Origin of the sequence: Streptomyces cyaneofuscatus (assembly GCF_033109485.1) — a bacterium.
Lineage (GTDB): Bacteria > Actinomycetota > Actinomycetes > Streptomycetales > Streptomycetaceae > Streptomyces > Streptomyces cyaneofuscatus.
In genome coordinates, this window is record NZ_CP137002.1 from 54,801 (window position 1) to 67,218 (window position 12,418).

Sequence of the window (12,418 nt, forward strand, 5' to 3'; positions counted from 1 at the left end):
TCCCCCCAGAGCTGACCACAGCTCGACAGCGGCGCGACCGGAACCCGGGCGCGCCACTGTCGAGCCCACCTGCCCCGCAGACAGCGACCGCCTCCTGGCCTTCACCAGCACCGCCTGCATCCCCATCTGCTACCGCAGACTCACCAAATGAGAAGGTCTCAGCCGCTGCCCTGCCCTGCCCTGCCCTGCCCTGCCGCAAGATGGTCATGCAGGACACGACCGGAGAGCACAGTGCGGCTGCAAACATTCATCCCAATGGGTGCCGAGTTGGGCAGGAATACAGATGCCCACTGGAGTGGCTGTCGTGTACGACACCGACAATTCCTTCGCCGTCTACCTGGCGGTGGCGACAGGCGCCGACGAAAACGCGCGCTCCGCCTCCGAGGTGTCGCAACCGGCGGGCGAACAGCAACATCCACAGCGGCCAGCGGGTGTCCTGGGCCGCCTGCCAGCCCATGCCATGACGGGCCTTCTCCCCGGGCAGCCACCCCTGATACTGGGCGTACGTGTGGGTGAGGCCCTCCAGGACGTTCTCGATCCGCCGGCGGCGGGTGGAGGACCAGTCGATGAGCACCTGGTCGACGCCGACTGTCTCCGTCACCGGGCGCGGGCCCGGCGTCACCTCCAGAGGCACCGCAGGGGATGACAGCCGAAGGGCAGGTGGCCGAGCAGCTGGCTCAGGTGGTGAGCAGTTCGGCGATCTCATGGGCGAGCTCCGGGCCGAGCGAGCCCCAGCCATCCTTGTAGCCGTACACACTGCCCAGGCTGCGGGCGTCGTAGTCGCCGTTCAGGAGGTCTATGTCGGCGGGGGTGATGAGCGACGGGTGGAGGACACCGACGGCACCCGAGACCTTCAGCAACTCCCGGCGCAGGGTGCGCAGGTACATCGCAGCCCGGATGCCCTTCGAGGGCACGTCGATGCCGCGCGCCAGCCATGGGTTCTGGGTGGCGATGCCGGTGGGGCACTTGTCGGTGTGGCATTTCTGGGCCTGGATGCAGCCGATGGACAGCATCGCCTCACGGCCCACGTTGATCATGTCGACGCCGAGGGCGAACGCGACGACGGCGTTCTCGGGCAGGCCGAGCTTGCCCGAGCCGATGAAGGTGATGTCGTCGGTCAGGTCCCGCTCGGCGAACATGCCGTAGACGCGGGAGAAGCCCATGCGGAACGGCAGGGACACCGAGTCGGCGAAGACCAGGGGAGCCGCCCCGGTGCCGCCCTCGCCACCGTCGACGGTCACGAAGTCGACCCCCCGCTCACCCCGCTCCATCAGGGTGGCGAGTTCCTCCCAGAAGTCCATCTCCCCGATGGCGCTCTTGATCCCGACCGGCAATCCAGTCTCCGCGGCCAACAGCTCCACGAAGTCGAGCATCGAGTCGACGTCGTGGAACGCGGTGTGCCGCGACGGCGAAACGCAGTCCTTGCCTGCGGGAATGCCGCGGATCCCGGCAATCTCGTCGGTCACCTTTACACCCGGCAGCATGCCGCCGAGCCCCGGCTTCGCTCCCTGCGAAAGCTTGATCTCGATCGCCTTGACGGGCGCGCCCTCGACGATGGACTTGAGCTTGTCGAGGTTGAACGTCCCGTCCTCGTTACGGCAGCCGAAGTACGACGTACCGATCTGGAAGACAAGGTCCCCACCGTTGAGGTGGTAGGGCGACAGGCCGCCCTCGCCGGTGTTCTGCATCGTCCCGGCCAGCGCCGCGCCCTTGTTGAGCGCAGTGACGGCCGCGCCGGACAGCGAGCCGAGGCTCATCGCCGAGATGTTGATGACGCTCGCCGGGCGGAACGCCTTGGCGCGGCCGCGCGGTCCGCCGAGCACCTTGGCAGAAGGCAACGCGGCCTGCGGGTCGCTCGGATCGGGCAGCACACCGGCGAACGTACGCTGCTTCACGTATGCATGACCCTGTATGTGCTCGATGTCGTTGTCGGTGCCGAACCCGAAGTAGTTGTTCTCGCCTTTCGCCGACGCGTAGATCCAGCTGCGCTGGTCACGGCTGAAGGGACGCTCCTCATCGTTGGACGTCACGATGTACTGCCGTAGCTCTGGGCCGATCGTCTCCAGCACATACCTGGCGTGTCCCACGAGGGGGAAGTTCCTCAGCAGCGTGTGCTTCTTCTGCAGGAGGTCGCGGGCGGCCACCAGCGCCAACCCCGTGGCGGCTGCCGCACCTATGCTCCGAGCACGCACGATAAGAGTTCCTCTCCCCGACTGGCCGAATCTCACGGTGGCCATCTACCCCGGGCCGCGGAGATGCCACGCTATGCCGCAGATCCGAGGGCTCCGCCCCTGCGAGAGGGCCGCCGCGCGGCCCGTACCGGGGGTCGGGCCGCGCCGCGGGCGGGTCAGAGCGCCGAGTCGAGGTGTCCGAGGTGCTCGATGAGGTTCATGTTCTCGGCATAGTCCACCGGGCAGTTGATGATTGACACTCCCGGGTCCGCCAGTGCCTCACGGAGCGTCGGCAGAAGGTCCGCAGCGGACTCGATGTGGTAGCCCTTCGCGCCGAAGCTGCGGGCGTACTGGACGATGTCCGGGTTGCCGAAGTCGGTGTTGGAGTGTTCCCCGACCTCCAGGTCCATCTTCCACTTGATGAGCCCGTAGCCGTTGTCCTCCCAGATCAGCACGGTCAGCGGGATGTTTTCCCGAACCGCCGTCTCGATCTCCTGGGAGTGCATGAGGAACGAGCCGTCGCCGACAGCCGCCAACACCTTCGTCTGCGGCCTGGCGAGCTGAACCGCGAGCGCGCCGGGCAGCGAGAAACCCATGGTGGACAAGCCGTTGGAGATGAGGCAGGTGTTCGGCGCATAGGTTGGGTAGAGCCGGGCCATCCACATCTTCAGCGCGCCGGTGTCGACCAGCACGATGTCGTCGCGACCGAGCGCGGCGCGGGTGTCGGCGATGACGCGCTGCGGTGCGAGCGGGTAGCGCTCGTCCTCGGCGCCCTGCTCGAGTTCCTTGGCCAGCAGCGCGCGGATAGCCGCGGTGTCCTCGTCGTCGATGGTCCAGCGCAGGCCGTCGAGTTCGGTGGCGAGGGCGTTGAGGGAGGCGGAGATGTCGCCGATGATGCCGACGTCGACCGAGTAGCTGTCATCCACCTCAGCCGGGACGCGATGGATGTGGACGATCTTCTTGTCACCGTCCGGGTTTATCCGGGACGGGTCGAACTCCTGCAGCTCGTAGCCGACGGCGATGACGACGTCGGCCTCCTCGAACCCGAAGTTGGTGTAGTCGCGCCGCATGAAGCCGAACGTGCCGGTCGCACACGGGTGGTCGTCGGGCAGGACGCCCTTGCCGTGGAAGGTGGTCGCCGTCGACACGTCGAGTGCGGTGGCGAACGCCGCCAGCGACTCCTCGGCGCCGCCGCGCGCCGCACCGTGTCCGGCGAGGATCACCGGCCGGCGTGCCGCCCGCAGCAACTCCCCCGCCCGCTTGATCTGCTCAGGGGACGGCGCCTCGGGCTGCACGACGTTCCTGCGCAGCGGGCGCAGGTCCGAGCCGTCCGTCGCCTCATCGACGTCCTCGGGCACAGCGAGGTAGACGGCACCTGGCCGCTCGGACTCCGCGGTCTTGAACGCTCGCCGCACCATCTCCGGGATGGCCCGGGGAGCCGAGACCTCCGCCGACCACTTCGTGACCGGAGCGAACATGCTCACCAGGTCCACGAACTGGTGGGACTCCTTGTAGTTGCGCTCCTTGCCGACCTGCGCGGTGATCGCGACAACGGGCGTGCTGTTCGTCATAGCGTCGGCCACGCCCAGCATCAGGTTGATCGCGCCGGGCCCCAGCGTCGCGGACATCACACCCGCCGAGCCGGTGAGCCGGCCGTGCATCTCCGCCATGAAAGACGCGGCCTGCTCGTGCCGGGCAAGGATGTAGCGGATCTTCTCCGAGCGGGCGAGGGCATTGGTGAAACGGATGTTCTCCTCGCCGGGTACGCCGAACACCACCTCGACGCCCTCGTTCTCCAGGCAGCGAACCAGGAGTTCGGCCGCTCCGTCGGGGGTCTGCTTTGGGCGCTCGGCGTCGCTCACGCTGATCGTGTCCTCTCCTGCGTTTCAGCCGCGCCGATCCGCGGGCCGCACAGCCGCCTACCCCGGCCGGCTGGCCGGACGCCTGCGCGCCGGGGCTAAGAGAAGCTCTGCTGGACCCGGGGGCGCCGTCCGGGCCTTCGGTGACAGCTCGTTCCTCGACTCCCTCCTCCTCGGACGCCGTCGCCACCGCGCGCGGACCGCCGACTCGTCCTGGCCGGACCCCTGCTACCGCCTCGGACGATGCCTGGCATGGCGTGGTGGACGCCGTCGTCTTTGAGGCGGCAGTCGCGGAGGGGAGGCGGGTGACAATGACCGCGGCGGCCTGCCCGGTCCCAGGTGGCGGGGTCGCCCAAGACGAACACAGCAGGGCCGCGAACGGGGAGCGCACACCAGTTCGCAGCAAAGGAACAACAGTCAACAGGCTCATGGCCTTCGGGGCTGGTTGTGCTCGTAACGCGCAGTCACCAGGACCTGCCACCAGGAATCGACATCGGATCGACGCCGCAGCAGCGCCCTGCGTTCGCGCTCCGTCATACCGCCCCACACCCCGAATTGGACGCGGTTGTCGAGCGCTTCGGCCAGGCACTCGGCGCGCACTGGTCAACCACCGCAAACCGCCTTGGCACGGCTCTGCGCGGCGCTGTCCGCGAACAACTCCTCCGGGTCAGCGCTACGGCACGCCGCGTTCTCGCGCCACGATGTCCTCGCGTAGGTCATGTTCTTTCTCCCCGGGGAGCAGCTTCGGCGTGGGTAGTCGTCGGCGGATCAGGCGAACTGTCCCACGTCATACCGCCGAGAACACCCAGTACCCGGCCAGCGGACGTACATCCTCCGGGCCCACTACACGGGTGGTCATCGCAAGGGTGTCCCCTACTCCTTTCAGCAATCGCTGTCGGCAGCGACGTCTCGGTCCTCCGCGACTGCCGCCAGAAAGGAGACGGACTCCACCACGCCGTACAAGCCGTCGCCACCATGCACAACCTCGCCATAACGGGCTGAACCAGCAGGTCAAATGCCATCCCGGCCTGCCCACACCCACCCTTCTGCAACGACCTTTAAAGGCTGTCCCGTAACTGCTGGCGCCGTTCACCGGTGTCCCGGTCACCACCCGTTAGAGGCTGCTGTTCCTCGGCCGGCTCTGCGTACGGGCGCGGCGGTGACGACTGTTTCGGTGCGGCCGTGTCCGGGCTGGTGGAGGTGTAGGCGGAGCGGGGGCTGCGGTTGTGGAGTTGCGCGCGTCGGCGGGCGCCACGGCCCGCCCTCCGAAACCACCGCCCCGGGAGATCACCATCAACGAAGAAAGGTCTAGACCTGATGGTTTCGGGTAAGTGAGAGGCAGAGCCGTGGGGCGCCCCGAAGTTCCGCCGGACAGCCCTCCGGCAGGACACCGCCCCGGGGCTCGCCACGGTCGGGGCGGCAGCTTCGTAAAGCAGGACAAGGGCGAGCAGGAGGTCAGGGACAGCGCGTGCGCCCTCCTGGCCCTCGCGTGGTACCACCGGTACCCTCGGTACCATGTCACAGCCCAAAGCTATGAACCTACGTTTCCCAGACCCGGCTCAGCGTGCCGCGATCGAGGCCGCCGCGAAGCAGGAGGGCGTCAGCCTGCAGGAGTACATCCTGTCCGCCGCATACGCGCGCGCCACTGCCATGGAGGGGCGCTTCCTCGAGGCGTTCCGGGAATCGATGTCCCGCGCGGGGGAGGCGTTCGCCGCAGAGGCCGGCGTCGGTCCCAGCAGGGGGCAGCGGGCCGCGGAGCTGGAGGCTCGACGTGATCTTGAGGAGCAGCCGGAGCAGGGGAACGCCGCGTGACGCAGAACGAACCGCTGCACCCGTTGGACGTGACCTTTCTGCTGCACGCTGCTGAGCTGTTGCCGGGTGATCCGCAGGTCGACGATTACGGCACGCTGTATGCGGCAGTGGCACGGGTCAACGCGCGGGCCCTAGAGCGTGACATCTACGGATCGCTGTACCTCCAGGCCGGTGCGTTGCTGCAGACGCTGGCACGGCTGCCCTGTCTGGAGCACTCGAACGAGGCCTATGCGTGGCACTGCGCGGAGGCCTACCTGACCTTGAACGGTTGCCGGCTGGAGTACCGGCCGAAGGAAGCGGTCGCTCTGGCGCGGGACGCGGCGTCTGGTGTAAAGGGGGTCGGCCTGCTCGGCCGTCAGCTACGGGCTTGGAGCGCTTCCTGACTGATGGTCAGCGTGCGGGTGCCTTGAAGGCCCGCCACCGGCCGAACTACCCTCCGGAGCCCCTACGGACTCGGAGCCGCTCCGGCCCCGCGAGGAATGGCGGCGGCCTTCGGCGCGCATGTGTTGGCGGGAGCCACCAGCCATCGAGGCCGCGCCAGGACAACCTATCCTCGGCCCCCACTGCTCCGGGCTCCGGGCCAGTGCTAGGGGCTGCACGTGGCCACGGCCGCGCGGAACTCCTGCGTCATGAGGGCAACTGACCCGCGCTGGTCAGGGGCCGGGGCCTGTTCACTCCACACCTTGTGCAGCGCGGAGCTGATGCGTCTGTACTCCGACTACCTGCACCGCGAGTACGGCGCCCTGGACTCCGACTACGTCTTCGTCAACCTCTTCGCCGAACCGCACGGCCACCCATGGGGCTACCCGGCCGTCTATGACCTGGTGCAACGGCTCCGGTGGACCACCGGCATCCTCTTCGAGCCGCACCAGTACCGGCACACCTACGCGACCTGGCTGCTGAGGCGCGGGGCGGGCATGGAGAACGTCAAAGAGCTCCTTGGCCATGTCTCGATCAGCACCACGATCGACACGTATGGCCACCTGACCGTCGAGGACGCCCGCCGCACCCTGGAGGAAGCAGGCTGGTTCACCGGGCGAGAGGTCCGACTGTGACCGCCGGCGCCGTTCGCCCCAGCCACGGACGAGGCGGCCTGCTGGAGAGGCTACTGGCCGCGGTCCGGGCGGATTTCCGCACCGAGATCTACCGTCCCGCCCCGGACGATTCGGTCTTCGCGTCCCCCACCTGCACGGTTGTTGACTGCGATCGCCCAGTCAGCATGCGCGGCCTCTGCAACGGGCACGCCGTCCGGTGGCGGCACCGTGGGCAACCGGATCTGGCGGCCTTCCTCGCCGACCCTGGGGCACCGATTCGTGGTCGGACGCCTCTCGCGGCCTGCCGCGTCGACGGCTGCCGCTATGGCCTCAGCTCCCGCGGGTTGTGCTCCAAGCACCACGACCGATGGGCACGAGCGGGCAGACCTGCCCTGGAGTCCTGGGAGGCTCCGGCCCTGGTCAACCCCGAGGCCACTGAGTGCCGTCTGCCGTTCTGCACGCTCTGGGTCGAAACGCCGCAGAAGCTGTTCTGCAAGAACGATCACGACCGGTGGAAGCGCGCCGGCCACCACGATGTTGAACGGTTCATCCTCGACAGCGAGTTGAACGGCGGCGGGGTCATCGACCTGCGTGATTTGCCGCCCCAGCTGACACTGGAATTTCAGTACGGGCTGCAGTGCCGGGCCGACGCTCACCGTCGTGCGACCGCCCCACGCGGGGTGATGCAGGCAGTGCGACTCGCGAAATCTGCGGCGGTCTCCTCACTGCTGGATCTCGATGAGGCCGAGTGGCGGCAGGCCGCCAAAGCCCGCGTGATCCGTGATCCGGTGCTGTTCCTGATCGAGACACGCGACGCTGTCGAGACACTGCGGGATGGAGCCGGCTGGGAGATCGAGTACTGCTGGGATGTCTGGCGCCTGCACAAGCTGCCCGGCAGCATCACTCCTGCCGCAGCCACCGCCCCACGTCCACGGGTCCGGCTCCGATTCGATGCCATTGCCCAGCCCTGGCTCCGTGACCTGGGGAAACGATGGATGCGCTTGCGGCTGACCTCCGGGCTGAGCATCGCTGCGGCAAGGGCAGGGCTGGACGCCCTGGTCTGCTTCAGTGAGTTCCTCACCCTCGCCGGTGTCGATCGGCTGGCCGACGTCGACCGCCCGCTGCTTGAACGGCATCTGGCCTGGGTTGCCTCGCGGCCGGGCGGGCACGCTGTCAAGAAGACGAAGATCGGCGGGCTGAACCTGTTCTTCCAGACCATCCGGCAGCATCGCTGGGACGACACGCTGCCGGGCACGGCCGCCTTCTACCCCGGTGACACGCCGCCCGCCCCCGCGCAGGTCTCCCGCCGGCTGGCCGAACACGTCATGACCCAGGTCGAATCCGAAGAGAACCTGCGGCGATGGACCAACCCGGCGGGCCGGGTCATCACTCTCGTCCTTGTCCGCTGCGTGCTGCGGATCTCAAGCGCCCTCACGCTGGACTTCGACTGCCTCGTCCATGACGGTCAAGGCGCCCCCTACCTGCGGTACTTCAACACCAAGATGAAGCGCGAGGCAGCCGTCCCCATCGACGAGGAACTCCAGGCCGACATCCGCGCCCAGCAACAGCGCATCCTGGAACGCTGGCCCGAGGGCACCACCTGTCTCTTCCCCAGGTCCCACGCGAACGTGTCCGGCAACCTCCGACTGCCCTACGGCACCTACCGCCAGATGCTGAAGCGCTGGCTGGCGACGTGCGAAGTCCACGACGAGCACGGCCGCCCCGTCCATCTCACACCGCATCAGTGGCGACACACCTTTGCCTGCCGACTGATCAACAGGTACGTCCCACAGGAAGTCGTACGAGTCCTCCTTGACCACGAGTCGTCCCAGATGACAGCCCACTATGCGCGGATCACCGACCAGACGGTGCGGCGCCGATGGGAGGAGGCGATGAAGGTCAACATCAAGGGTGAGCGCGTCGTACTGGAGAGCGATGGGCCCCTCGGCCAAGTCCAGTGGGCCAAGACCCGCTACGGCATCGCCACTCAAACTCTGCCCAACGGCTACTGCGGACTGCCCGTCCAGAAGACCTGCCCGCACGCGAACGCGTGCCCGACCTGCCCGGTCTTCCTCACCGGACCCGAGTTCCTGCCCGAGCTCCGTGAACAGCGGACCCGGACCCTGGCGCTGATCGACAACGCCAGCGGCTGCGGCCACACCCGGGTCGCTGAGATGAACCAGCAGGTTGCCGACAACCTCGACCGCATGATCAGCGAGCTCCAGGACGGCCAGGACAACCCGGAGGACGCCGCCCATGCCGGATGACAACTCCCACCTGATCGTCGACTCAGCCCGACGGCGGGCCGCGGCGACCCGCCGACGCGCGGTATCAGCCCTTCGGCGGATGGACGCCACCGGCTCGGTGATCACTTTCGAGGCCGTCGCCCGCGAAGCGGGCGTCTCCCGGTCCTGGCTCTACAACCAGCCGGACCTGCGAGCCGAGATTGAACGTCTGCGAGCCCGGCATCGTCCCGTCCCTGCTGCCCGCCCGGTCCCCGATCGGCAGCGGGCCTCCGAAGCATCCCTGCTGCGGCGCCTGGAGGCCGCCACCGAGCGCACCCGGCAGCTGGAGGAGGAGAACCGCGAGCTCAGGCAGTCCCTGGCGCTGGCGTTGGGCGAACGCCGCACGTCCGACGTCTGCGGCGTCCGTGCCGCGGCGACGTCACCAGTTGCAAGGGCGATCGGCCCATGCTGAGAGGCTGATGCGCGGGCATCGCGGCCGCAGCTGTTCCCGCAACCACCCCGGGACGTCGGCGGGGATACTCGGTCGACGGAGGAGTGCTGTTACGGCACTATCCGGGGCAAGGTCCGATGAACAGGAGCACGGTGATAAGCCAGGGCGTGACGATCACGACACGATGCGAGGCCTGCGGCGGTGTGCTGACACTCGACACCGGCCAGCACATCGAACGCGGGCGCCTGTGGTGGGGAACCGAGGGGGCCTGCCAGTCCTGCCCCATCGCCTGGTGCGAGCAGGACTTCGGCGACGCGACCCCGGAGGAGATCCGCCAGGCCCTCCTCGCGGAACACGGACCCGCCCGGCTCCGGCTGACAGCGCGCGAGGCGAGTGCAGTGCCCGTCCTTCGCGCCCTTCGAGAGGTGCACGACCTGCCACTGGCACAAGCACGAGCTATGGCGAACGAGTTGAAGACGACCGGCCTCGTGGGCACGTTCGTCGAGATGGAGCTCGTAGCCTCCCGGCTCCGACACCATTCCGTTGAAGTGACAGTCGAGACATCATCTGGCTGACCGTCCAGAGCGAGCGACACGCCGGGCGACACAATCACCGCAGCCGGAAAGCCCCCCAACCCTCCGCGTCGAGGACACCGTCCACATCGCATTTTCCCTGGTCAGCCTCGTCCTCATCGCGATGGCTCAAGATAACGGTCGTTGATCTTCTTCGCGGCGTCGTAACCGCGGCTTTTCCTGCCGACGGTGGAGGCTCCCTTGACCGACTGTGAGTCGACGATCAGAGCCGGGTACGTGGGAGGCGGACCGTGTGGTCGTCGGCGGTCCAGGAGAGGACGGTGTCGATGAACTCCATGAACTGCGTGGCGCGGACGATGGAGTAGGGCATGGGATTGGCTTTGAGGATGTCCTCCTGGAGCGTCTTGGCCCGGTAGTAGTCCAGTTCGGGCACCTGGTCGACCCCGACGATCGACAGGACGACGAAGTGCCCGACATCCGCCCTTCGGGCGGCGTCCACGAGGTTGTTCATCGAGGTCCGGAAGAACGCTGGCGAGGCGTCGTCGAACGTCGGTGAGTTGGTGAGGTTGACGACCACGTCCGCGCCTGTAAGGGCGGCGTCTAGGCCCTCGCCGGTGATCACGTCGGCCCCGGTGGACTGGGAGTGGGGTACCGGGTGGTGTCCGGCCGCGTCGAGATCCCGCACTACCTGGGATCCGATCAGCCCGGTTCCGCCGATGACGCGGTCGCCCTGTGTCCGGTGGAGGCGATCGGCTTCCTCACCTCAAGACCGCCCGCACCACCCCGGCGTCACCCGGCCCCTGACGAGAGTGCGATCTCCGCCCACGGTCCGCACGTCCGGGCACCTTCCCGGCCGGAGTGCGGACGTGTCGTCGAGCCCGCCTACGGCTGCCCGGGCCCGCAGCAAGCCGAAATAGCCGCACCTGGAAAGTTCGCCCATGCGCAGTCTGACCCTCAACAACGGAGTCCCCGTTCCCCAGCTCGGCCTCGGGGTCTGGCCTCTCACGGACGCGCAGGCGTACAACGCCATCTCGCACGCCCTGACGGCTGGCTACCGGGGGGCTAACCGTGAAGCCTCCGTGCTCGAACGGAGCGGTCACCCGCACCCTCTCCGCTGCGCGGTGATCTCGGCGGTGGCGGACCTGTCGCGGTGCGCACGGGTTCACCGGGACGGCCCGGCGGTCCCGCGGGCGGGCCGCGACCGGTCTTCCCGTACGAGGAAAGAGCCCGTGCATGCACTCGTGCACACGGAGTCCGGCTCGTACGGGGAGATCCCGGGAAGGTGGCCTCAAGTCGTACGGCTGTGGCCGAGTATCCGGGTGGCGACATCCAAGGGGTCAGCCCAGAGATGCCCGGGCGCCGGATCGTCGGCCCGGCCGCGCATCTCCCGCACGCTGTCCCAGAGCGCCGCGGGGTCCTCGTCAGCGTGGGTGCGGATCAGTAGACCGGTCCGCTCCAGCATGTCCATGCGCTCGGCGAATCCGACGCGCAACGCCCGGCCGGGGTCCGGCGTGACGGAGGCGATGACCGGCACGCCGTTGGCGACGAGCTCGCAGCCGGTGAAGCCCAGCGCGTCGGCCAGTACGACATCGGCGGCCCGGTAGTACAGCTCCGGCCGATCGGTCCGCCCGAGCCATCGGACGTTGGGGGTGGCGGGGGCACGCCCACGCGTGGGGGGCGGGTCCGCCAAGAGGAGGAGCTGATCCGTCGGGGCGGCGTATCTGCTCCACACCTCGAGCGCCTGCAACTGGATGCGCAGGGCGGCGATACGGTCCGGGCGACCGCCCGCCGCCACCGTCATGATGAGCGCGTCCTCGTCGAGGCCGAGGGCATTGCGAGCCTCGGCCCGCTGTGGTGCGAAGGCATCCACAAGGGGTCCGCAGAACCACACCGGTGCGGTCGTGGCCGGTGGGACCGGATGTGCCTCGGGAAAGTCCGGGACCACCACCTCCAGCGCGTCGTCCATGATCGAGTCGGCGTCGGGCTGGCCGAACTCGGCGAAGAACCAGTCCGTGATCAGCACGTTCGGAACGTCGAGGACATGGCGGCAGAAGCCGGGCACGGTCAGGTACTCGTCGCTCACCACCAGGTCGGCGTCGGCACGCTCGTACAGGAATCGCCAGACGCGCCAACTCGCCGCCTCACCCATGTCGTCGGCGTCGTCGAAACCGAGGTCGACGGCCTCGACACCGCGGGAGCGGTAGTAGTCCGCTCCGCTCCCCGCCGAAGCCAGCCTGATCTGTACCCCGGGGTTCACCTGGCGCATCGCGGTCATGATCCTCAGGTCTCGGGCAGCGTGGCCGTAGCCGTGACCGCGTGAGACGAAATTGACT

At 68.2% G+C, this 12,418-nt stretch carries 10 protein-coding genes and 3 pseudogenes; 7 read left to right on the forward strand and 6 right to left on the reverse strand.

Features of this window, described 5'->3' with window-relative positions; translation table 11 throughout:
* Positions 1-247: 247 nt before the first annotated feature.
* The 4 genes and pseudogenes from R2B67_RS00280 to R2B67_RS00295 form a co-directional block, all read right to left on the reverse strand.
* Positions 248-601, reverse strand: coding sequence for a hypothetical protein (locus R2B67_RS00280; protein WP_317815800.1), 354 nt, complete (start codon positions 599-601; stop codon positions 248-250).
* A 76-nt stretch (positions 602-677) separates the two neighbouring features.
* A complete protein-coding gene (locus R2B67_RS00285; RefSeq protein ID WP_317815801.1) occupies positions 678-2,192 on the reverse strand; it encodes an FMN-binding glutamate synthase family protein in 1,515 nt (504 codons plus the stop codon).
* Positions 2,193-2,347: 155 nt separating this feature from the next.
* On the reverse strand, positions 2,348-4,033 hold the full coding sequence (locus R2B67_RS00290; protein WP_317815802.1) for an acetolactate synthase large subunit: 1,686 nt from the start codon (positions 4,031-4,033) through the stop codon (positions 2,348-2,350).
* A gap of 423 nt (positions 4,034-4,456) precedes the next feature.
* Positions 4,457-4,750 (reverse strand): annotated as a pseudogene (locus R2B67_RS00295) (WhiB family transcriptional regulator).
* A gap of 192 nt (positions 4,751-4,942) precedes the next feature.
* Between R2B67_RS00295 and R2B67_RS00300 the strand changes: the two are divergent.
* From R2B67_RS00300 to R2B67_RS00330, 7 genes and pseudogenes are all read left to right on the forward strand, one after another.
* Positions 4,943-5,032: pseudogene (locus R2B67_RS00300) on the forward strand (IS5/IS1182 family transposase); the annotation flags it as partial.
* A 513-nt stretch (positions 5,033-5,545) separates the two neighbouring features.
* Positions 5,546-5,842 (forward strand): type II toxin -antitoxin system TacA 1-like antitoxin, encoded by a 297-nt coding sequence (locus tag R2B67_RS00305; protein WP_317815803.1) that lies wholly within the window; start codon positions 5,546-5,548, stop codon positions 5,840-5,842.
* Positions 5,839-6,225 carry a fic family toxin-antitoxin system, toxin component gene (locus R2B67_RS00310; RefSeq protein ID WP_317815805.1) on the forward strand — a complete coding sequence of 129 codons (387 nt, stop codon included), beginning with the start codon at positions 5,839-5,841 and terminating at the stop codon, positions 6,223-6,225. Before R2B67_RS00305 ends, R2B67_RS00310 begins: the two co-directional genes overlap by 4 nt.
* Positions 6,226-6,543: 318 nt before the next feature.
* A complete protein-coding gene (locus R2B67_RS00315; RefSeq protein WP_317815806.1) occupies positions 6,544-6,897 on the forward strand; it encodes a tyrosine-type recombinase/integrase in 354 nt (117 codons plus the stop codon).
* Complete coding sequence (locus R2B67_RS00320; RefSeq protein WP_317815807.1) at positions 6,894-9,143, forward strand: tyrosine-type recombinase/integrase; 2,250 nt, start codon at positions 6,894-6,896, stop codon at positions 9,141-9,143. The genes R2B67_RS00315 and R2B67_RS00320 overlap by 4 nt, the downstream gene beginning before the upstream one ends.
* On the forward strand, positions 9,133-9,573 hold the full coding sequence (locus R2B67_RS00325; protein ID WP_317815808.1) for a DUF6262 family protein: 441 nt from the start codon (positions 9,133-9,135) through the stop codon (positions 9,571-9,573). Before R2B67_RS00320 ends, R2B67_RS00325 begins: the two co-directional genes overlap by 11 nt.
* Before the next feature lie 146 nt (positions 9,574-9,719).
* A complete protein-coding gene (locus R2B67_RS00330; protein ID WP_317815809.1) occupies positions 9,720-10,127 on the forward strand; it encodes a hypothetical protein in 408 nt (135 codons plus the stop codon).
* A gap of 229 nt (positions 10,128-10,356) precedes the next feature.
* On the opposite strand, the pseudogene R2B67_RS00340 reads toward R2B67_RS00330, so the two are convergent.
* Both R2B67_RS00340 and R2B67_RS00345 read right to left on the reverse strand, forming a co-directional pair.
* Positions 10,357-10,803: pseudogene (locus R2B67_RS00340) on the reverse strand (SDR family oxidoreductase); the annotation flags it as partial.
* A 570-nt stretch (positions 10,804-11,373) separates the two neighbouring features.
* Positions 11,374-12,360 (reverse strand): glycosyl transferase, encoded by a 987-nt coding sequence (locus R2B67_RS00345; RefSeq protein WP_317815810.1) that lies wholly within the window; start codon positions 12,358-12,360, stop codon positions 11,374-11,376.
* Positions 12,361-12,418: the final 58 nt, after the last annotated feature.

What these genes read in the sequence shown, in the direction of transcription:
- R2B67_RS00325 (WP_317815808.1), top strand. Translation starts at nt 9,133, where the DNA reads ATGCCGGATGACAACTCCCACCTGATCGTCGACTCAGCCCGACGGCGG.
- R2B67_RS00305 (WP_317815803.1), top strand. Translation starts at nt 5,546, where the DNA reads ATGTCACAGCCCAAAGCTATGAACCTACGTTTCCCAGACCCGGCTCAG.
- R2B67_RS00345 (WP_317815810.1), bottom strand. Translation starts at nt 12,360, where the DNA reads ATGACCGCGATGCGCCAGGTGAACCCCGGGGTACAGATCAGGCTGGCT.
- R2B67_RS00315 (WP_317815806.1), top strand. Translation starts at nt 6,544, where the DNA reads ATGCGTCTGTACTCCGACTACCTGCACCGCGAGTACGGCGCCCTGGAC.